Origin of the sequence: Geobacillus sp. FSL W8-1251, assembly GCF_038005945.1 — a bacterium.
Taxonomy (GTDB): Bacteria; Bacillota; Bacilli; order Bacillales; family Anoxybacillaceae; genus Geobacillus; species Geobacillus stearothermophilus.
This window is the reverse complement of sequence record NZ_JBBOUF010000001.1, coordinates 1,235,953-1,256,263: the sequence shown is the minus strand read 5'-3', so window position 1 is coordinate 1,256,263 and position 20,311 is coordinate 1,235,953. Positions and strand designations below refer to the sequence as shown.

General features: G+C 45.4%; 17 protein-coding genes and 3 pseudogenes. 15 read left to right on the top strand and 5 right to left on the bottom strand.

Features of this window, described 5'->3' with window-relative positions:
- Nucleotides 1–60 precede the first annotated feature (60 nt).
- The 4 genes from NSS88_RS06660 to NSS88_RS06645 all read left to right on the top strand — a co-directional run bounded on the left by NSS88_RS06660 (nucleotide 61) and on the right by NSS88_RS06645 (nucleotide 3,328).
- Nucleotides 61–1,236, top strand: coding sequence for an ISL3 family transposase (locus tag NSS88_RS06660; RefSeq protein ID WP_341083693.1), 1,176 nt, complete (start codon nucleotides 61–63; stop codon nucleotides 1,234–1,236).
- 134 nt (nucleotides 1,237–1,370) lie between these two features.
- Nucleotides 1,371–2,093 (top strand): ZIP family metal transporter, encoded by a 723-nt coding sequence (locus NSS88_RS06655; RefSeq protein ID WP_055359073.1) that lies wholly within the window; start codon nucleotides 1,371–1,373, stop codon nucleotides 2,091–2,093.
- Nucleotides 2,094–2,164: 71 nt separating this feature from the next.
- The gene (locus NSS88_RS06650; RefSeq protein WP_235468603.1) at nucleotides 2,165–3,121 is read left to right on the top strand and encodes a YIEGIA family protein; all 957 of its coding nucleotides are present in this window, start codon (nucleotides 2,165–2,167) and stop codon (nucleotides 3,119–3,121) included.
- The gene (locus NSS88_RS06645; protein ID WP_055359074.1) at nucleotides 3,122–3,328 is read left to right on the top strand and encodes a capping complex subunit for YIEGIA; all 207 of its coding nucleotides are present in this window, start codon (nucleotides 3,122–3,124) and stop codon (nucleotides 3,326–3,328) included.
- Between the two features lie 78 nt (nucleotides 3,329–3,406).
- Here NSS88_RS06645 and NSS88_RS06640 read toward each other — a convergent pair whose 3' ends face one another.
- The gene (locus NSS88_RS06640) at nucleotides 3,407–4,351 is read right to left on the bottom strand and encodes a cation diffusion facilitator family transporter (RefSeq protein WP_369813967.1); all 945 of its coding nucleotides are present in this window, start codon (nucleotides 4,349–4,351) and stop codon (nucleotides 3,407–3,409) included.
- Between the two features lie 101 nt (nucleotides 4,352–4,452).
- Between NSS88_RS06640 and NSS88_RS06635 the strand changes: the two genes are divergently transcribed.
- From NSS88_RS06635 to NSS88_RS06590, 10 genes are all read left to right on the top strand, one after another.
- Nucleotides 4,453–4,761, top strand: coding sequence for an ArsR/SmtB family transcription factor (locus tag NSS88_RS06635; RefSeq protein WP_055359075.1), 309 nt, complete (start codon nucleotides 4,453–4,455; stop codon nucleotides 4,759–4,761).
- Nucleotides 4,762–4,869: 108 nt separating this feature from the next.
- Complete coding sequence (locus tag NSS88_RS06630; RefSeq protein WP_341083684.1) at nucleotides 4,870–6,150, top strand: IS110 family transposase; 1,281 nt, start codon at nucleotides 4,870–4,872, stop codon at nucleotides 6,148–6,150.
- A 396-nt stretch (nucleotides 6,151–6,546) separates the two neighbouring features.
- A complete protein-coding gene (locus NSS88_RS06625) occupies nucleotides 6,547–7,497 on the top strand; it encodes a cation diffusion facilitator family transporter (protein ID WP_055358809.1) in 951 nt (316 codons plus the stop codon).
- 238 nt (nucleotides 7,498–7,735) lie between these two features.
- Entirely contained in the window at nucleotides 7,736–9,088 is a 1,353-nt protein-coding gene (locus NSS88_RS06620; RefSeq protein ID WP_081106616.1) for an Nramp family divalent metal transporter, read from the top strand.
- 195 nt (nucleotides 9,089–9,283) lie between these two features.
- Entirely contained in the window at nucleotides 9,284–10,486 is a 1,203-nt protein-coding gene (gene istA, locus NSS88_RS06615) for an IS21-like element IS5376 family transposase (protein WP_061580737.1), read from the top strand.
- The gene (gene istB / locus NSS88_RS06610) at nucleotides 10,483–11,238 is read left to right on the top strand and encodes an IS21-like element IS5376 family helper ATPase IstB (protein ID WP_061580738.1); all 756 of its coding nucleotides are present in this window, start codon (nucleotides 10,483–10,485) and stop codon (nucleotides 11,236–11,238) included. Before istA ends, istB begins: the two co-directional genes overlap by 4 nt.
- Nucleotides 11,239–11,426: 188 nt before the next feature.
- Nucleotides 11,427–11,795 (top strand): ArsR/SmtB family transcription factor, encoded by a 369-nt coding sequence (locus tag NSS88_RS06605; RefSeq protein WP_014196256.1) that lies wholly within the window; start codon nucleotides 11,427–11,429, stop codon nucleotides 11,793–11,795.
- A complete protein-coding gene (locus tag NSS88_RS06600) occupies nucleotides 11,788–13,926 on the top strand; it encodes a heavy metal translocating P-type ATPase (RefSeq protein ID WP_341083666.1) in 2,139 nt (712 codons plus the stop codon). The genes NSS88_RS06605 and NSS88_RS06600 overlap by 8 nt, the downstream gene beginning before the upstream one ends.
- Nucleotides 13,927–13,969: 43 nt before the next feature.
- Nucleotides 13,970–14,134: a hypothetical protein gene (locus NSS88_RS06595; protein WP_200910072.1), complete on the top strand. Its 165-nt coding sequence runs from the start codon at nucleotides 13,970–13,972 to the stop codon at nucleotides 14,132–14,134.
- 359 nt (nucleotides 14,135–14,493) lie between these two features.
- Nucleotides 14,494–15,963: an alanine/glycine:cation symporter family protein gene (locus tag NSS88_RS06590; RefSeq protein WP_061580599.1), complete on the top strand. Its 1,470-nt coding sequence runs from the start codon at nucleotides 14,494–14,496 to the stop codon at nucleotides 15,961–15,963.
- Between the two features lie 155 nt (nucleotides 15,964–16,118).
- On the opposite strand, the pseudogene NSS88_RS06585 reads toward NSS88_RS06590, so the two are convergent.
- Together NSS88_RS06585 and NSS88_RS06580 are read right to left on the bottom strand one after the other, a co-directional pair.
- A pseudogene (locus tag NSS88_RS06585) lies at nucleotides 16,119–16,489 on the bottom strand (ArsR/SmtB family transcription factor).
- Nucleotides 16,452–16,616: pseudogene (locus NSS88_RS06580) on the bottom strand (SRPBCC domain-containing protein); the annotation flags it as partial. The pseudogenes NSS88_RS06585 and NSS88_RS06580, both read right to left, overlap by 38 nt.
- Nucleotides 16,617–16,723: 107 nt before the next feature.
- On the opposite strand from NSS88_RS06580, the gene rlmD reads away from it, so the two are divergent.
- The gene (gene rlmD / locus NSS88_RS06575) at nucleotides 16,724–18,112 is read left to right on the top strand and encodes a 23S rRNA (uracil(1939)-C(5))-methyltransferase RlmD (RefSeq protein ID WP_061580598.1); all 1,389 of its coding nucleotides are present in this window, start codon (nucleotides 16,724–16,726) and stop codon (nucleotides 18,110–18,112) included.
- A 58-nt stretch (nucleotides 18,113–18,170) separates the two neighbouring features.
- Here the strand turns inward: rlmD and sstT are convergent, their stop codons facing one another.
- Both sstT and NSS88_RS06565 read right to left on the bottom strand, forming a co-directional pair.
- Nucleotides 18,171–19,433, bottom strand: a complete 1,263-nt coding sequence (gene sstT / locus NSS88_RS06570; protein WP_049625516.1) for a serine/threonine transporter SstT — start codon at nucleotides 19,431–19,433, stop codon at nucleotides 18,171–18,173.
- Nucleotides 19,434–19,852: 419 nt separating this feature from the next.
- Nucleotides 19,853–20,260: pseudogene (locus tag NSS88_RS06565) on the bottom strand (sporulation protein); the annotation flags it as partial.
- Between the last annotated feature and the right edge of the window lie 51 nt (nucleotides 20,261–20,311).

Sequence of the window (20,311 nt, the reverse complement as noted above, 5' to 3'; positions counted from 1 at the left end):
AAATGCGAATTTTCCTGTATGGTAAAGGTGTCCAAACCAAACCATTGGAGGAAAATTCGCATGTACGCTCAGTTTATCAAAGAACTCATCGATTTACCAGATGTTTTGATTCAAAAGGTGCGAAAAGAAGAAGAACGTTGGATTTTCGAACTTTCTCTTCCTGAACAATGCCCGTTATGTCCTGTTTGCTTGAAACGCACGATCAAAATGACAGGAAAAAAGAAGCAATGGATGCATGGGTATGCTCAACGGATCGGCATCTTTTGGGTGGAACTCCCTGTGGAGCGTAGACGTTGTTGTACATGTGGCATGACATTCAGCACGTCTTATCCCGGAATTTCCCCTCGAAGTGCAGCGACGGATGCGTTTCAGCAATGGGTGGCGCAATCTTGCATCGGAACATCCATTCAGGCGGTGGCTCGTATGCTCAAGCTTCCGTACACGACCGTTGAACGCTGGTTTTATACCCATGCCCCTTCCTTCCTATCGAATGACATCCAACCAAAGGCAGTTTGTGTCGATGAGTTTGCGTTTCGAAAAGGACATGATTACGGAGTGGCAGTCATGGATGCCGAAACGGGAGAAGTGTATGCCGTTGAAGCAGGAAAGAACGAGGAAGCCATTGGACGTGTGTTGGCTCCTGTGTCTGGTTCTGTTCAGTATGTCGTGAGTGATTTGGCTCCAGCGATGAAAAAAGCCATTCAAGAGGTGTGTCCGGAAGCGAAGCATGTGGTCGATTATTTTCATGTGATTCAATTGTTTACGGAAGCGTTGGATCGATGCCGCAAATCCTTCGGAAAAGGGAACAAGAAACATGGGCATGTTCGGCATGTTTGCCGCTTATTGACCCAGTGCCCCGAGAAACTCACCGAGGAGGAGCGCCAAACGGTGCGGGAGTGGCAGAAAGAGAGCGATTCCTTGCAGGCTGTCTATCAATCCCTTCAACATTTTCGTTATGTATCCAAAAGCCAAAGCGAGCGACAAGCGAAACGTCGTTTGAACGCCTGGGTTCATCGGTATTTGTTTTGTCCTTGTTCTGCTGTTCGCGCCATCGCAAAATCACTCGTCAAACGAACAGACGAAATCATATCGTGCATTTTATCCCCTTATTCAAATGGGAAAATGGAGGGAACAAATAACAAGATCAAGCTGATGAAACGTCGGGGATACGGATACAGAAATATCCAGCGTTTTGCATTGCGGGTTCGGCTAGAAACAGCTAACATACTTTCATGACAGGTGCAAGTACAACTTTTGGTGATGAACCAAAAAATCCTCCCACGGTGGAGGATTTTTTGTTTTCTTAAGGCATATTTTATAAGTTTGGCAGATATAAAAGTAAAGACAACTTAGTACAAGGGGGATGATGGATGAACTCACTTTGGCTTTTAGGGTTTTCTGCTTCTGCTATTGGAATGTTATCTGGCGGAGTGATTGCTTGGTTGTTTAAAGGCTGGCAAAAAGGAACGCCAACCATTTTTTCAGTATGTAGTGGTATGATATTTGGACTGGTCACGATGGAAATTTTGCCTGAAAGCATAGAAATTGGAGGTTGGTTTATTGCTATTGTCGGATTGATTTTTGGTTATTTTATTTATAAGCATCTAGAAAAGGTTTCCCATCATGTGATCATTATTACCAATGACGCTAAAAAAGACTTATTTGTACATTCTGGTCTATTTTTAACATTCAGTATTGCCCTGCACAATTTTCCAACAGGTATCGCACTTGGAGCCAATACTCACGATTCATTGACTAAACCAATGATGACGACGATCATGCTTCACAATATTCCAGAAGGGATTGCTGTTTTTACTCCCTTGCTGATGGCTGGGTTTGGAATTCTCAGCATCATACTTGGGGCAACCATAGCCTCCGCCCCCGTAGGAGTTGGAGCCTTCATTGGAAGCAATTATGGAATGGGGGTCCCTTGGCTAGTAGCAATGATTATCGCATTGGCGATGGGGGTCATGCTTTCCGTGACGGGAAAAGAAATTTTTGGAACAGCTTTACGCACATCTACAAAACTATACTGCGTTATCATGGCTGTAATCGGTTTTGTATTGGTTTCATTTTACTTATTTTTTCTGTAGAAGACTTTACTAAAAAGGTGCACGTTAAGTTGTGCCTTTTTTGTATGTTCTCCCAAAGAATAATTTAGCGGATGTTTAAAGAAAATAATCCAAAAATGGTTCTCTTGGGAGGTTTTATGAAAAACGATGTTATTGCATCGGAGCATTTGGTTCTTATGATAACAGCGTTGGTTGTAGGTTTTTTTGCTCGTCTTATAACCATTAAAGAAGATTATCGACAGTATCCAAGCTACCCCAACGGATATTTAATCCATTTGGTGACTGGATTTGTAGCCGCAGCTCTAGGTGCAGTGACTATTCCGGCGATTATGACCAAAAATTTTGTTGCAGTAACCTTTCTAGCATTAGCCATACAGCAATTTAGGGATGTTCGGAGGACAGAACGGGACAGTTTAAAGGACTTGGAGAATACCGAATTTACTCCAAGAGGAGATGCTTACATAGACGGGATTGCGAAGACCTTTGAAGCAAGAAATTATTTTGCGTTGGTTGTCGCCTTAGTTACGGGCATAACAATGCAGCTTGTATCCCATAAGATACAATGGGTGAATATTTTAATCGGGTCATTAGCTGGGTTAGTCGTCTTGTTTATATTGAAACGTTTTTCCAAAGGGAAAACAGTTGGGGATATTGCGGATGTTCAATTAGGGAAAGTGGAAGTCAGAGATTCGGAATTGTTTGTTGATGGTATTTATGTTACGAACCAGTTAGGAACGGATAATGCAAGAGAACTTTACCGGAAAGAGGGGATCGCAGCGGTTATTTATCCCCGTGAAGAACATTTTCGTATTACATTAGATCACTTTGGTCAAAGACAAGCCATCCTTTTTGAAGCAACAAGAGCTGTTGGGGTGAAACGGTATAACTTTACACGCAAGGATTATGAACAAGGGCGTGTGGTTGTTACATTAGTTCCGCTTGTTCGAAGAGAAGATGCGTTTATTGAAGCAATAAAGAAAACGCCTTTACTTGAAAGTGTAAAAAAGAGCCATTCTGTGATGAAAACCAATTGGTTAGGAGGAAAATAAATGGGCAAAGAAACAAATCCAAAACCAAATTATGAAATACTGGCTTATATTACGTTAAATCAAAATCGTGTTATAAGCGGAAATGTTTTGGCTTTACTCGCAACCGATGAAGAAGAACAAAAGCAAATGACTCAAGACATCGCTAAAAGTATGAAAGCGGATGTGACACAACTAAAATGCGGGGATTATATGGTATACAGAACTTAACAAGGTCATACGGGAATTTGAAGAAGAATTTACAAAAGATGTGCTGATATTTTAAAGGACAGCTTACTGCTGTCCTTTTTATATCCTTAAATCGGCATGTTGCAAGTCCGATTTTTCCACTTGAATGGTCGTATGCAAGATGTGAAATTCTTCCTCAATCCGTTGGATGGACTGTTTCAAAATGTCCTGACTATCCTTGGTATCATCGATGAGCAAATGGCAACTGAGCGAATCCAACCCAGAGGTGATTGTCCAGACGTGTAAATCGTGAACATCTTTTACCCCCTCAATGGATTGAAGCGTTTGCTTTACTTTCTCCATATCAATGGTAATCGGCGTTCCTTCCATCAGAATGTGGAAGGAGTTGCTTACCACACCCCAAGCGCTTTTTAGGATTAATAGCGACACGACAACACTGATGATGGGGTCAGCCACATACCAGCCGAAGAAGTACATTACAATCCCTGCCACGATTGCCCCAACCGCACCTAATGCATCAGAAATAATATGCAAATAGGCACTTCGCACATTTACATTTTCTTTGGTATCACTCTTTTTTGTTAAAATAAATGCGCTGGTGATATTTGCCAACAATCCAATAGTAGCAATGAGCATCATTGTACCACTTGCGACCGTTGGAGGTTCAAAAAAACGTTTATAAGCTTCGTAAGAAATAAATCCCGCAATGACGAATAAGAGAAGTCCATTCAACAGAGCTGCCAGTATTTCAAATCGGTAAAAACCGTATGTTTTTCGTGGAGAAGGCGGTCTTGCGGCGAACCACATAGCGACCAAGCTCAAAGCTAGAGAGCCAATATCGCTTAACATATGCCCTGCGTCTGATAGTAATGCTAGGCTATTCGTCAATAGTCCACCAAAGAACTCCAAAACCGTTATCCCCGAAGTAATAAGAAGAGCGATCGTTAATCCCTTTTTGTTATCCGGTACGTGGGAATGATTATGATTGTGTCCCATATCATCAGCCTCCTTCCATTCATTATGAGCTAAATCATCCATTTTCATTAAAAAACATTTCCTAAACTTGACAAAAAAATGAATGTAAAATATGATACATACGTATGAACATATGCTCATATATAATAAATAAAGTGAGGGAAATCATCATGAAGACTGAAGACCATTCGTTCTTAAAATCTGAAACCATCGAAAATGTATCGCAAATATTTAAGGTATTATCCGATCCAACAAGAATCAAAATTCTTTATTTGTTATCGCAAGAAGAGTGCAATGTCAATCACATTGCAGAAGTGTTGGAAATGTCTCAATCAGCCATTTCCCATCAGCTTAGTCTGTTACGAAATCTGAGACTGGTTAAGTATCGCCGTGAAGGAAAAACACTGTTTTACTCCTGCGATGACGAACATGTTATTTCACTATTAAAACAAGCCATTGACCATGCTGAACATCATTAAGGAGCATTCCCGTTAGGAGCTTTTCCGGGGACTTGATCAAAAAAAGCCCTCTTGGTATGATGCAGGGGTGTCAAACAATACCTACCATCATGCCAAGGAGGACTTCAGATGAATTGTACACAAAACTATAAAATTGATCAAGTTACGGAACAAACGCTTGTCGTGGGCATCGATATCGCGAAACGAACCCACTACGCCTGCTTCGTGGATGACCGGGGGCGCGTGCTTCGCAAGTCGTTCCCGATCTTCCAGTCGAAAGAGGGGTTTCAGCAGCTGTATAAAGCGATTCAGGAGGCGATGCAAGCGTTTGGGAAGTCAGAGGTGATCGTCGCGGTGGAGCCGACCGGGCACTACTGGTTGAACCTGGCCTACTTCCTCGAGGAGCACGGGATCCCGTTGGTCATGGTCAACCCGGCGCATGTGTGCCGGTCGAAAGAACTTGATGACAACCTGCCGACGAAACACGACGCCAAAGACGCCCTGGTCATTGCCAGACTGGCAAAAGACGGACGATTCCTCGTTCCCCGGCTGCTGCACGAGATTGAAGCCGATTTGCGCGTGGGAAGCACGCTCAAAGAGAAGCTCCGCAAGGAACAGACGGCGGTGAAAAACGCGATCGTCCGCTGGACGGATCGGTATTTTCCAGAGTTTTGGACCGTGTTTCGTGACTTGGGGAAAACGGCGCTTTCGGTGTTGGAGTGGACGCCGCTTCCGGCTGATATGGCCGGCCGGACGGTGGAGGAGCTTCTTGAGGTGTACCGGCAAAGCGAAGGGATGAAATGCCCGCAGAAGGCCAAAATTCAGGCGTTGATCAACACCGCGAAGGACTCGATTGGGGTGACGGAAGGGACAGCGATGGCCCGGTTTGAGATCGCCGCGCTCGTCCGCCGATACCGCCAATTGGAGGCGGAGATCGCTGCACTGGACGCCGAGTTGAAGGCATTGGTTCAAACGACGATGGAGTACCAATGGTTGAAAACGGTCGACGGGTTGGGAGACGCCACGATCATCGATCTGCTGGCGGAGATCGGCAGCTTCGCCCATTATCGGGACCCGCGCCAATTGGTGAAGTTGGCGGGCCTGACGCTCAAGGAGAACTCCTCCGGCCAGCGCAAAGGGCAAAAGCACATCTCCAAACGGGGACGGAAACGGTTGCGCTCGGTGCTGTTTCGGGCGATGATTCCGCTGATTCGGCATAACAAGGCGTTTCGCGAGCTGCATGAGTATTATACGACCCGATCCGTCAATCCGCTGACCGGAAAGCAGTCCATCGTCGCCTTGTGCCGGAAGCTGTTGAATGTGCTGTTTGCGATTTGTACGAAGAAACAAGCGTTTGACGCGGAGCGAATGAAACAGGACGTCTTGTCCCAGGTGCAACGGGCGGCCTAAGGCCTCCCCCTGCGAACGGAAGAATCGTTGGACAACGAGATGACACCGGAGAAGCTGGCGTGATTTCATCCATTCGACCTTGAGTCCCTAAAGGAGCTTGGCCGGCCTCCGCCTGATGACGAGACCGAACGAGGGAATGTTGGCGCGAAGACGCCCGGAGACATGGGAGGGTTCGTCCTCATCAGCGACGCGGAGATCCAAAGGGTGCATCGAATACGCTTCCCCCACGGCAGGAAAATATAACCAGCCGTGGCCGCGAAGCGCACCCTAGGTCTGTAAGATATCCACAAAACTGAAAAAGGATGTAAGGGATTTTGTCGAAAAATATTTTTTGGACACCCCTGAGAGGCCGAAAAGCCTTGATAGATCAACATTTCTAGAGGGAGGCGTTTTATCATGCATCATCATCACCATCATTCTCACGACCACCATGGTCACCATCATCACCACGGACACCATCATCACCACGATCACGGCAGAGAAGGGAATAAAAAAGGGCTTATGATTGCCCTTCTCATTACCGCTGGAATTATGTTATTAGAGTTTTTCGGAGGTTTAATTACAAACAGCCTAGCCCTTCTTTCTGACTCTGGTCATATGCTTAGTGATGCCAGTTCACTTGTTCTTAGCTTAGTGGCTATTTGGTTTGCCACCAAACCAGCTTCGCCGAATAAAACGTATGGTTTTTATCGTTTTGAAATCTTAGCCGCTTTATTTAATGGAGTTACCTTGTTTGTTATCGCTGGATTTATCGTATGGGAAGCGATTCAGCGTTTTTACAACCCACCAACCGTAGCTAGCGGCTCTATGATGCTGATTGCTTCCATTGGTCTGTTTGCCAATCTTTTAAGTGCCTGGGCGTTAATGAGAAAAGGGGATGTGAAAAATAATGTCAATCTTCGTAGTGCCTATCTTCATGTAATCGGTGACGCTTTAGGTTCTGTTGGAGCCATTGTTGCAGGACTCGTCATGTGGCTCTTTGGTTGGTATGTCGCAGATCCCATTATTTCCGTTTTGGTTGCCTTATTAATCTTGAAAGGTGCCTGGGGAGTGATTAAACATACGGTTCACATTTTGATGGAAGGAACGCCAATTACCATTGACCAAAATGAAGTGAAAAAAGCCTTAGAAAGTATTGAAGGAGTGATTAACGTTCACGACCTTCATATTTGGACCATTACTTCAGGATTGGACTCGTTAAGTTGCCATATTTTGATTGAAGATCATCAAGACAGCCAAAAGGTTTTACAAGAAGCGATCCATTTTATTGAGGAACACTTTAAAATTCAGCATACAACCATTCAAATTGAAACCTCTCAAATCCATCATGGGGAAATGAAAGTCTAACGAAAAATATGATCAATATAGAGCAAGGTCAGTACCTTGTTCAATATTTTAGCGAGCCTAGACTAATAAGCGATAAAAGTTTCCATTGACTAAAAAAGTTTCTGATGTACAATTTATTTAGGCAACATTTTCTTTGCTCTTACATATATCTAATTCTAAGTGTAGGAGCAAATTTTTTTACCTTAAAAGTTTCCCTTATGCAAAATATTTAGCAAAAACCAATCATGAGGTGATCATCATGAGTGAAAATATAAAAAAACTGCCGTTAGCAGTTGAAGAAGGTTGGAGAAATAAACGGACGCAACCAACGTTGCCCGAAGTATATAGAAGTTTGCGTATACCAAAAACGGGTTCTTGGATGAAAAAGTTTCTTGCGTTTGCTGGACCAGGATACTTAGTTGCCGTGGGGTATATGGACCCGGGAAACTGGGCGACTGATATCGCAGGAGGTTCCCAGTTCGGATACACGTTGCTTTCCGTTATTTTGCTTTCCAATTTAATGGCAATATTGCTTCAAGCATTGGCTGGCAAGTTGGGAATTGTAACGGGAAGGGATTTAGCCCAAGCTTGTCGCGACCATTACAGCAAGCCTGTAGCAATGATCTTATGGGTTTTATGCGAGTTGGCAATCGCAGCTTGTGATCTAGCCGAAGTGATCGGTTCGGCAATCGCTTTGAAATTGTTGTTTGGCATTCCGTTAATATATGGAGTGATTATTACAGCTCTGGATGTACTGGTCGTATTGCTATTACAGAATAAAGGGTTTCGTTATATTGAAACGTTGGTAATTGTTTTAATTCTAACCATTGGTGCTTGCTTTGTGACTGAAATCTTTCTTTCTAAGCCAGATGTAGGTGGCATATTGAAGGGATTTGTTCCAAGCCCAGAGATTATTAACAATCCATCCATGCTCTATATTGCAATCGGTATTTTAGGTGCAACCGTAATGCCTCATAATCTTTATCTGCATTCTTCCATTGTGCAGACACGTCAATACGAACAAACCAGCTCGGGTAAACGACAAGCGATCAAATATGCCACTTGGGATTCAACCATTGCACTCTTTTTCGCTTTATTTATTAATGCATCTATCCTTATTGTTTCTGCTGCTACATTCCATAAAGCAGGAATGAAAGATGTTGCGGAGATTGAAGATGCTTATCACTTGCTTGCTCCACTGCTTGGAACAACACTTGGAAGTATTTTATTTGGAGTTGCTTTGTTGGCTTCTGGTCAAAACTCCACATTAACAGGAACCTTAGCTGGTCAAATTGTGATGGAAGGTTTTCTAAACATTCGCCTTCCTGCTTGGTTAAGAAGGCTGATCACTCGATTGATTGCCATTGTCCCAGCCGTTGTTGTAACTGCTCTTTATGGCGAAAGCGGAACGGCTCAATTACTTATTTTGAGCCAAGTTATTCTTTCTTTACAGCTCTCTTTCGCGGTAGTGCCTCTCGTTCAATTCACTAGCGATAAAAAGAAAATGGGCGAGTTCGCAAATCCATTATGGTTGAAAGTTCTTGCTTGGATGGTAGCGATGGTGATTATCAGCTTAAACGCATATTTATTGTTCCAAACATTCTTTGGTTAAGAAATAGTAAACCTCATTATCTTTTTGCGGATAATGAGGTTTATTGTTTTTAGCTAATAGAATTTTTTGATGTAGCTAATTAAATGAATCGCACGGTAAATATTGTTAAAGCCGATGATAAAATCCCCAATATAGCCGGAATAAAATTCCCCACTTACAATAGAACCATAGTGTCAATGAGAGGAGCTATGGTTCATGATTACGAGAGGGGAATTTTTTATGATCAAAGAGATGTATGAAAGGGGAATGAGTATTTCCGATATTGCGAGGGAATTGGGGATCGATCGGAAAACCGTCCGAAAATATATTCACTCCCCCAATCCTCCTTCCAAATCCAAGCGAAAACAAAGAAAAAGCAAGTTAGATCCATTTAAGCCGTATCTTCAAAAACGAATGTTAGAAGATGGGGTGTTTAATAGCGAAAAGTTGTTTTTTGAAATTCGACAACAGGGCTATACGGGAGGAAAGACGATTTTAAAAGACTATATGAAACCTTTCCGAGAGACGGCGAAAAAGAAATACACCGTTCGTTATGAAACGCTTCCTGGCGAACAAATGCAAGTCGATTGGAAAGAAGTCGGGGAGGTCGTGATCGAAGGGAGAAAAGTCAAGTTATCGCTATTTGTGGCTGTGTTAGGCTATTCGCGGATGAAATACGCGGTATTTACGGTCAGCCAGGATCAGGAACACTTAATGGAATGCCTAATTCAGAGCTTCAAGTACTTTGGCGGGGTTCCGAAGAAGGTGTTATTTGACAATATGAAGACCGTTACAGACGGGCGAGAACAAGGAGTGGTGAAATGGAATCAACGATTTTCCGAATTTGCGAGTTACTACGGATTTATTCCAAAAGTATGCCGGCCTTACCGGGCCCAGACAAAGGGAAAAGTCGAACGAGCCATTCAGTATATTATGGATCACTTCTATGTAGGAACATCGTTTGAAAGCATCGAAGAATTAAATTTCCTTTTACATCGTTGGCTCGATCAAGTGGCGAATCGGAAGCCAAACGCCACTACCGGCATTCCTCCGCAAGAGCGTTGGGCAGAGGAACAGCTGAAACCTCTCCCGTTGAAAGATTACGATACGAGCTATCTTTCCTATCGGAAGGTGCATTGGGATGGCAGTTTCTCCTACAAAGGGGAACAATGGCTCTTATCGGCGGAGTATGCGGGCAAAGAAATTCTGGTGAAGGAGCGATTAAATGGAGATATTCGATTGTACTTTCGAGGGGAGGAGATTTCTCACGTGGACCAACAGAAAAAAGTGATTTCATTCGCCGAAAAAATAAAAAAGAAACAGACGGAAATGGCCGCCACCATTTCGCCTATTTCGGTGGAAGTGGATACTCGTCCATTGTCCGTTTATGACGCATTCCTGCGAGGGGAAAGCTCATGAAAGAACGAATACACGAGTATTGCCACCAACTCCATTTGCCTGTCATGGCGGAGCGATGGTCCGCCATGGCAGAATACGCCTCTACTCATAATATATCATATTCAGAGTTTTTATTCCGCTTATTAGAGGCAGAAATCGTCGAAAAACAGGCACGATCGATCCAAACGCTCATCAAGCTGTCCAAACTGCCGTATCGCAAGACGATCGATACGTTTGATTTTACCGCGCAGCCTTCGGTGGATGAGCGCCGGATTCGAGAACTGCTTACGTTGTCCTTTATTGACCGGAAAGAAAATATCCTCTTTCTCGGTCCACCGGGGATTGGGAAGACACATCTGGCAATTTCGATTGGAATGGAGGCGATCGCAAGAGGATATAAAACGTATTTTATTACCGCCCACGATTTGGTCAATCAGTTAAGAAGAGCCGACCAGGAAGGAAAGTTGGAGAAAAAGCTTCGTGTCTTTGTGAAGCCAACCGTTCTCATTATTGATGAAATGGGGTATCTAAAACTGGACCCGAACAGCGCTCATTACTTATTTCAAGTGATCGCCCGGCGGTACGAGCATGCCCCGATTATCCTCACCTCCAACAAAAGCTTTGGGGAATGGGGAGAAATCGTGGGAGACTCGGTTTTGGCGACAGCGATGTTAGATCGATTACTGCATCATTCCATCATTTTCAACCTAAAGGGGGAAAGCTATCGATTACGGGAAAAGAGGCTCCAAGAAGAAAAACAGAAGGATCAATGAAAGGTCCTTCTGGGGAATTTTAAACCGGCGATTTTGGGGAAAAAATAATCGGCCTTGACAAATATTGGGTTGATTTTTTTAAATTCCATTCTTTTTTTGTTTTTAATTCAAATAAATATTGAATAATATAAAGAAATGGGGGTATAATATATTCAAACGGAAATTTGAATATGAAAGGGGGATAATGAATGAGTAAGAAAGATACATGTGAAATTTATTGTTATGACGAAGAAAAAGTCAATCGAATACAAGGGGAATTGCAAAAAGAAGATATATCCAGTGTTGTCCTGTTGTTTAAAGCACTGGCAGATGAAAATAGGGCAAAAATTGTCTATTCACTTTGCCAAGATGAAGAGTTATGTGTATGTGATATTGCTAATATCATCGGGGCTTCTGTTGCAACAACTTCCCATCATTTACGGACTCTTTATAAACAAGGGATTGTAAAGTATCGAAAAGAAGGAAAGCTAGCATTTTATTCGCTGGATGATGACCATATTAAGCAGTTAATCATGATTGCGTTAGTACATGAGAAAGAGGTGAAAGTCCGTGTCTGAACAACAAGCAAAATTATCTAAATCAGAAGCGAAAACCTACCGTGTTCAAGGATTTACTTGTGCAAACTGTGCGGCAAAGTTTGAAAATAATGTAAAATCATTGCCAGGTGTTCAAGATGCTAAAGTAAACTTTGGAGCATCTAAAATTACCGTTTGGGGTACAACAACCATCGAAGAATTAGAAAAAGCAGGAGCTTTTGAAAACTTAAAGGTTCGGGAAGATAAAGAAAAAGCAGTCAAGCGTGAACCTTTTTGGAAGCAAAAAGAGAACATTAAAGTGTATATTTCCGCCGTTTTGCTTGTGATCAGTTGGTTTTTAGGGAAGCAATACGGAGAAGAGCATATCTTTGCGACAATTGGATATGCTGCAGCAATTTTAATCGGTGGATATTCGTTATTTATAAAAGGTTTCAAAAACCTAGTTCGATTGAATTTTGATATGAATACGCTGATGACAGTGGCGATTTTAGGAGCTGCAGCGATTGGTGAATGGGGAGAAGGTGCAACGGTTGTTATTCTATTCGCCATTAGCGAAGCCTTAGAGCGTTATTCCATGGATAAAGCTCGTCAATCCATTGAATCGTTGATGGATATTGCTCCAAAAGAAGCATTAATTCGTCGCGGAAATGAAGAAATGATGGTCCCTGTTGACGATATTCAAGTCGGAGATATTATGATCGTAAAGCCTGGTCAGAAATTAGCGATGGATGGAATCGTCATCAAGGGTACATCTACGCTAAATCAGGCTGCCATTACGGGAGAAAGTGTTCCAGTAACCAAAACAGTCGGTGATGAAGTCTTTGCAGGAACATTGAATGAAGAAGGGTTATTGGAAGTAAAAGTTACAAAACGAGTGGAAGATACAACTCTTTCGAAAATCATCCATTTAGTGGAAGAAGCTCAAGCAGAACGAGCACCTTCTCAAGCGTTTGTAGATCGTTTTGCCAAATACTATACACCAGCCATTATCATTTTTGCTCTTTTACTAGCCGTTATTCTTCCATTATTTATGGGTGCTGATTGGAGCGAATGGATTTATCGAGGTCTAGCTGTATTAGTGGTTGGTTGTCCGTGTGCGTTGGTTATTTCCACGCCTGTTTCGATTGTAACTGCCATTGGAAATGCAGCGAAAAACGGTGTGTTAATTAAAGGTGGTATTTATTTAGAGGAAGCAGGATCTCTAAAAGTCATCGCTTTTGATAAAACAGGAACATTAACAAAAGGTGTTCCTTCCGTCACCGATGTGGTCACTTATAATGGCGATGAAAATGAACTAATGACCATTACAGCAGCCATTGAAAAAGGCTCACAACATCCACTTGCTTCCGCCATTATAAGAAAAGCAGAAGAAGATGGATTGAATTTTAATGATGTATCGGTTGAAGAATTCCAATCCATTACAGGTAAAGGGGTCAAAGCCAAAGTAAATAACGCAATGTATTATGTCGGAAGTCCAGGTCTTTTTGAAGAACTTCTTCCAAATGGCATCCAATCAGAAATAAAAGAACAAATTACAACCCTTCAAACACAAGGGAAAACGGTCATGATATTAGGGACGGAAAAAGAAATTCTGGCGTTAATTGCCGTGGCAGACGAAATAAGAGAATCATCCAAAGAGGTTATTCGAAAACTTCATCAAGTCGGTATTGAAAAAACGGTGATGCTGACGGGAGATAACCAAAGAACAGCCGAAGCCATCGGAAAACAAGTCGGCGTTTCCGATATTAAAGCCGATTTACTTCCAGAAGATAAACTGAATTTCATCAAAGAGCTTCGTGACAAGCATCAAAGCGTGGCGATGGTTGGAGATGGTGTGAACGATGCACCAGCTCTTGCAGCTTCAACCGTTGGTGTGGCAATGGGTGGTGCTGGAACCGATACAGCCCTAGAAACAGCCGATATTGTCTTAATGTCTGATGATTTAAGCAAATTGCCATATACGATTAAATTGAGCCGCAAAGCTTTAGCGATTATTAAGCAAAACATTACTTTCTCTTTAGGGATTAAGGCATTGGCATTACTGTTAATTGTGCCTGGTTGGTTAACGCTATGGTTAGCGGTATTTGCCGATATGGGAGCAACATTAATCGTAACATTAAACAGCATGCGATTGCTAAAAGTTAAAGAATAGGCTCTTCACCACAAGTGGCAGTGCATGATAAGGAGCGCTGAACGTGAGCATTTCGTCTCTCATTTTGCTTTTGTTGATCATGTCGATCGTGTTGCTCGTGTATGGTGTTGTCCAAAAGAGCAAAGCCGCGAAACGGATCGCCTTTGGCCTCTTCGTCGCATCGGTCGGATTGGCCGGTTTTGTCGTGTTTCTCATCGGCTATATGTAACAACAGTCAAAGACGAACACGCTGTTCTGTGTGTTCGGCTTTGCGTTTGCGGCGATTCAGATGGGGATCATTGGGGGAGATGGGGCTCGCGCTCAAGGCCTCAAGGACTGGCATTAGGGGACCGTTCGAGGCGGATTTCTCTGTCTTGCCTCATCTATCATTTTTGGGCTTCAAAGTTATTTTAAAAAAAGCGAAGAAAGTCGTTCATTTTTCTACACGAGGACAAGCGCAGGAAATATAAAGAAAATGCAGAAAAGAATGATATATGAAAAAATTATTGAAGCTGAAATGTGTAATATTTATAATATTATCTGTGTGTTGTACAACAAAAATAATCAGCTGGCATAGGAGGGATTGGGTTGATTGAAAAGCTTGTAGAAACGGTGAACGGGTGGCTATGGAGTCCTTTTTTGATTGCATTCATTGTTTGTTGCGGTTTGTATTTTAGCATTCGCACCCGTTTTCTGCAAATCCGCCATGTGAAAGAGATGGTCCGGCTTGTGACGACGGGGAAAAGTTCTGAGGCCGGGGTGTCTTCTTTCCAGGCGTTGACGATGTCGTTGTCCGGCCGCATCGGCGTCGGGAACGTGGCCGGGACGGCGACGGGGATTGCGTACGGGGGGCCGGGCGCGGTCTTTTGGATGTGGGTGATCACCTTTATCGGAGCGGCGACGGCGTATGTCGAGTCGACGCTGGCGCAAATTTATAAAGAGGAACAAGACGGACAATACCGCGGCGGTCCGGCGTTCTACATTGAAAAAGGCCTTGGCTGGAAATGGTTTGCGGTGGTGATCGCCGCGGCGATTATTCTCTCGATGGCGGTGCTGATGCCGGGAATTCAAGCAAACTCGATTGCCGACAGCTTTTCGAATGCGTTTGGCATTCCGAAATTGGTGACGGGAATTTTCGTGATTGCCGTTCTTGGCTTTACGATTTTTGGCGGAGTGAAGCGGATCGCGAAAACGGCGGAAATTGTCGTGCCGTTTATGGCAGTTGGCTATTTGTTGGTCGCGATTGCCATTATTGCGGCCAATATTGAAAAAGTCCCGGATGTGTTTGGTTTGATTTTCAAAAGCGCGTTTGGCGCTGATCAAGTGTTTGGCGGCATTCTTGGTTCGGCGGTGATGTGGGGGGTCAAACGCGGCCTTTATGCGAATGAAGCGGGGCAAGGGACGGGCGCCCACCCGGCAGCGGCGGCGGAAGTGTCCCACCCGGCGAAGCAGGGGCTTGTGCAGGCATTTTCGATCTATTTGGATGTGTTCTTGGTCGTGACGGCGACGGCGCTGATGATTTTGTTTACAGGTCAATACAATGTGATCAATGAAAAAACGGGAGAGACGATTGTCGAGCATTTGAAAGGGGTGGAACCGGGCGCAGGGTATACGCAGGCGGCGGTGGACACGCTCTTCCCGGGATTCGGGTCGGCCTTTATTGCGATCGCTCTGTTCTTCTTCGCGTTTACGACGATGTACGCGTATTACTATATTGCCGAGACGAACCTCGCCTATTTGGTGCGCAGTGAAAAGAGGGGAACGGCCTTCTTTGCCTTGAAGCTCGTCTTTTTGGCGGCCACGTTCTATGGAACGGTCAAAACGGCGACGACGGCGTGGGCGATGGGCGACATCGGGCTTGGCATCATGGTGTGGCTCAACTTGATTGCGATCTTGTTGTTGTTTAAACCGGCCTATATGGCCTTGAAAGATTATGAAGAACAGCTGAAGCAAGGGAAAGATCCGGAGTTCAACGCGTCGAAATACGGAATCAAGAACGCGAAATTCTGGGAAAATGGATATAAGAGATGGGAAGAAAAGAAAGAGAAGACATTGTAACAGGTTGATTGGTTGGAGTCGACGGTGTCCCGGATGCAGCGGGACACCCTTTTTTCATCATCATCTATATGGATAAGGAACACTTTCGTTAGACATTCTCTAGGATGGGCATCCTCGAACCATCTTGCCCCCCGTGAATTCATGCGATTTTGCCATTATGATGGCTCCTCATCCGCTTCCACCATACGCTTGAGAGCCGCAAGCCGTTCATCCAATACCCTTCAAAGAAGGAAAGCCACGTTTTCAGTTCGACGAGAGGTTCGGGCTCCAGCCTGTACCTTGTTTCGCGTCCCGTTTTCCGACAGCTGCCCAACCTTGCTTCCGAAAGCACACGAAGATGTTTATTGACAGCTGTGCGGCTGATCGGGAAGGATTTGGCAATCGCGGCAATCGACAATTCGTTGTCCGCGAGCAGCTGCAACATCTGGCGGCGGGTTGGATTGGCGATGGTGTGAAACACATCGTGCTTCGGCGTGGAAACGGTTCGTTTATCCTTCGAGATATGTGGGAAGTTTTTGGTTGACAATGTTCTCCCACCCGTCATCCATAATCTTGCGAACGACTGTGTGAGGCTGCCCAAATTCGGTTGCTTTGTCCGCATCCCATCCGGAATGAATCAAGGTGAATTCCGTTTTTCCGTCTTCCAATGCTTTTCATTCCCAATCTTTTCCCCTGCGCGAAGTTTCTTTGGATTCGTCCACTGATCGTGTACAATACATAAAGGGTGACAACATCGTTCATCTCGGAAGGAGGAAAGCCGTTGACAGACAGCGGAAAACAATCGTTCATTACGGACATTCATCAGTTGGATAAAAAAGGAGCGGGACAAGCGGTCGTTTGGCAGGAAGAAGAAGGGAGGAGAAAAAAGCTCAAACTCACTGTTCCGTCCACGCTTCCTGGTGAAAGGGTGCGGGTTTTGATCGATTGGCCGAAACGCCGGAGGGCCCATGCCCGAGTGGAAGAAGTGATTGAGCGGCATCCAGAGCGGCTCGATCCGCCGTGTCCGCACTTTGACCGCTGCGGCGGCTGTGTCTGGCAGCACTGGCGCTATGAGGGACAGCTGCGGCATAAGACCGAACAGGTGAAGGCGCTGCTTGCCCAGCACGGATTTGATCCGGACGTTGTGCGCGAGACGATCGGGATGGAACATCCGTGGCATTACCGCAATAAAATGGAGTTTACGTTCTCTCCTGAGGGCCTGCTTGGACTGCACGAGCAAGGGAATTTCCGGCAAGTGGTTTCGTTGGAGACATGTCTCATTGCCGGCGAGAAGATCGTCAAAGCCGCTATGGAAGTGGCGCGTTGGGCGCGCGATCATCAGCTGCCTGGGTATCACAAAGACACCCATGAAGGGCTGCTTCGCCACGTCATGGTGCGCGAGTCGTTTGCGACAGGAGAGGTGATGGTGGCGCTCTTTGCGACCGAGGCGCCGGAAGGGGAGTTGAAAGAAGCGGCGGCTGATTTGACGGAGCGGATCACGAAGGCGCTCCCGGACGTGAAAAGTTTGCTTTGGCTGGAGAATCGGGCGTGGGCCGACCGCACCCAGGCGGAACGAACGCACGTGCTGGCCGGACGGGATTTCATTTACGATGAATTGTGCGGGTTCCGCTACCGTCTTTGGTTTGATACGTTTTTCCAAACGAACCCGGTGCAGGCGGCCAAATTGGTTGAACTGGCGTTGGAGATGGGCGAGCCCAAGCCCCATGAGAAAATGATCGATCTCTTCTGCGGAGTCGGCACGTTTTCCTTGCCGTTCGCCAAGCGGGTGAAGGCGTTGGCGGGCATTGAAATTGTGGAAACGTCGATCGAGTCGGCGAAACGAAACGCGAAAGACAACGGCGTTGACAATACGTACTTTTTGGCGCGGGATGCGCGGCGCGGGATTGATGACGTGTTGGAGCAGTTCGGGCGGCCGGAGCTGCTGCTTTTGGATCCTCCACGTTCTGGCGCAGGCGGAAAAGTGATGCGCAAAATCGGCCGAGCGCAACCGAAGCGGGTGGTGTATGTCTCCTGCAATCCGGAGACGTTTGTGGCGGATATTGCGGAGCTAGCCCCGTTTGGCTATGTGTTGAAAACTGTCCAACCGGTGGACATGTTTCCGCATACGGCGCATGTCGAGTGCTGTGCGTTGCTTGTCAAATCATCATAAATCAGGAAAAGCCCGTTCCCCCAAGTGAGAGGGAAACGGGCTTTATACAAGAAGGGTTTCAGTTGCCACCCGCTCGTTTTGCATGAAATTCAGATTCGATGATGACGGCGGTTTTTTCTTTGCGTCTCTTCGCATATTCCGCTGTTGCGGTGAAAAGAACATCGGAAGAGGAGTTCAGGGCCGTTTCACATGAATCTTGCAACACGCCAATGATAAAACCAACCCCTACTACTTGCATGGCAATATCATTTGGGATGCCAAACAAACTGCATGCCAACGGGATAAGGAGAAGCGAGCCGCCCGCGACGCCGGATGCCCCTGTAGCGGCGATGGTGGAAAGAATGCTAAGAATCAGCGCTGTACCTAGATCGACTTCAATCCCCAATGTGTGAACCGCAGCAAGCGTCAACACGGAAATCGTAACGGCGGCGCCAGCCATATTAATCGTTGCACCGAGAGGGATCGAGACCGAATACGTATCTTTGTTTAATCCGAGTTTTTCAGCCAAATTCATATTCACCGGAATGTTTGCGGCCGAGCTGCGCGTAAAGAAGGCGGTCATTCCGCTTTCCCGAATGCATCTCCACACGAGCGGGTACGGATTTTGGCGAATGTTCACAAAGACAATCAGCGGATTTATGACGAATGCCACGAAAAACATCGTCCCAAGAAGAACGGCCAATAACTTTCCGTATTCGATGAAAGCGGAAAGCCCGTTGGTGACCATCGCGTCAAAAACAAGCCCCATGATTCCGATGGGTGCCAAATTGATGACCCATGTGACAATGTTTGAAATGGCGTCAGAAAAACTGGCGATGACGTTTTTGACCGTCTCCGGCGCAGGTCTTAATGCGATGCCAAGCAGCACCGCCCAAGTCAGGATACCGATATAATTCGCATTGATCAGTGCATGAATAGGGTTATCAACAATATTAAGCAACAATGACTGAAGTACCTCTGTTATGCCGCTAGGGGGAGAGATATCTTTCATCCCTTCAGCTAAAGATAAATGAACCGGAAAGATGAAGCTGGCCACGACGGCGGTAAGACCGGCTAAGAACGTGCTGGCCCCGTATAGGACAAGAATGTGTTGGATATTTGTTTTTTGGCCGCTTTGATGGCGGGAAATGGCGGAGACCACGAGAAAGAACACCAATACGGGTGCGACGGCCTTTAGAGCGTTGACAAACAAGGAACCAAAAATGGACACCCATTTTGTTGATTCCGGGACGGCCATGGCGAGGACAATCCCGATGATGATACCGACAAGGATACGTCTGACAAGGCTAAGCTGATTCCACCTTACAATGAGTTGCTTCATAACGTTCCTCCTGACACTCATGGATGATCAAGAATGAAATTCACCGTACATGCACAAGTGTTTTCTAGTGGTGAACAAACACTATTTTAGCATGAATATTAGTGATTAACGAATAGATTGTTATATTAGAATAGCTTGAATTGTCCAAATATTGCATTGCCTTTTGCGCTTATGGCAAGGTCGAAAAAGAAGCCAGCCGCGATGGGGTTGACATCGGTTGCAAAGCAAAAAGCTCACTGAATCCTAGCCGTATGAATCAAAACAAAAGGAGTGTGTGGTGCAATTTGAAATTGTAGTAATGTGGTTTTTGCAGAACAGTTGGGTCGACTGCAGGGAAGATAGACAAGCTTTTCACTGCATCCGTATAGCACATAGTACAAAAGGGCCGAGTGGCCCCTTCGTTTTTTGCCCCTTTTCGCTCAGCTATACCGGCTAATTGCATTCGCCAACCATTGCGCCAATGAAGCGACATCGCTCGGCCCATAGGTGAACCGGACAAGCGTTTCGTCCATATCAAGCGCCTCGGAAAGCAATCCAGCAAACCCGCGCGCTTTGCGGTCAATCTCTAAAATGGCTTCAACCCCATGCTCGGAGACAAAGAAAATGGCCTCCAGTTCGTCAAGTCGGCCTTTAAACGGTCCGCTTGCCGGCTTGAATTCAAACTCTTGGACAAACGGCAGCCGCTGTTGCCAATAGCGCGGCGCTTGTTCGCATTGCACATGGCGAAGGCGGAAACCTAATTGGCGGGCCGCCTCGAGAAACGCGGCGACAAGCGGGTGCGGTTCGATGGCGAGATGGTCGCGGTCTTGCGGGTCGAGCGCCGTTTTAACATAAATCAGCCAGAAGTCCCCCACCTCTACAGGTGGGGGATGAATGGC

Coding starts and splice junctions, on each gene's coding strand:
- NSS88_RS06660 (WP_341083693.1), top strand. CDS start 61: ATGTACGCTCAGTTTATCAAAGAACTCATCGATTTACCAGATGTTTTG.
- NSS88_RS06655 (WP_055359073.1), top strand. CDS start 1,371: ATGAACTCACTTTGGCTTTTAGGGTTTTCTGCTTCTGCTATTGGAATG.
- NSS88_RS06650 (WP_235468603.1), top strand. CDS start 2,165: ATGTTTAAAGAAAATAATCCAAAAATGGTTCTCTTGGGAGGTTTTATG.
- NSS88_RS06645 (WP_055359074.1), top strand. CDS start 3,122: ATGGGCAAAGAAACAAATCCAAAACCAAATTATGAAATACTGGCTTAT.
- NSS88_RS06640 (WP_369813967.1), bottom strand. CDS start 4,351: ATGAAAATGGATGATTTAGCTCATAATGAATGGAAGGAGGCTGATGAT.
- NSS88_RS06635 (WP_055359075.1), top strand. CDS start 4,453: ATGAAGACTGAAGACCATTCGTTCTTAAAATCTGAAACCATCGAAAAT.
- NSS88_RS06630 (WP_341083684.1), top strand. CDS start 4,870: ATGAATTGTACACAAAACTATAAAATTGATCAAGTTACGGAACAAACG.
- NSS88_RS06625 (WP_055358809.1), top strand. CDS start 6,547: ATGCATCATCATCACCATCATTCTCACGACCACCATGGTCACCATCAT.
- NSS88_RS06620 (WP_081106616.1), top strand. CDS start 7,736: ATGAGTGAAAATATAAAAAAACTGCCGTTAGCAGTTGAAGAAGGTTGG.
- istA (WP_061580737.1), top strand. CDS start 9,284: ATGATTACGAGAGGGGAATTTTTTATGATCAAAGAGATGTATGAAAGG.
- istB (WP_061580738.1), top strand. CDS start 10,483: ATGAAAGAACGAATACACGAGTATTGCCACCAACTCCATTTGCCTGTC.
- NSS88_RS06605 (WP_014196256.1), top strand. CDS start 11,427: ATGAGTAAGAAAGATACATGTGAAATTTATTGTTATGACGAAGAAAAA.
- sstT (WP_049625516.1), bottom strand. CDS start 19,433: ATGAAGCAACTCATTGTAAGGTGGAATCAGCTTAGCCTTGTCAGACGT.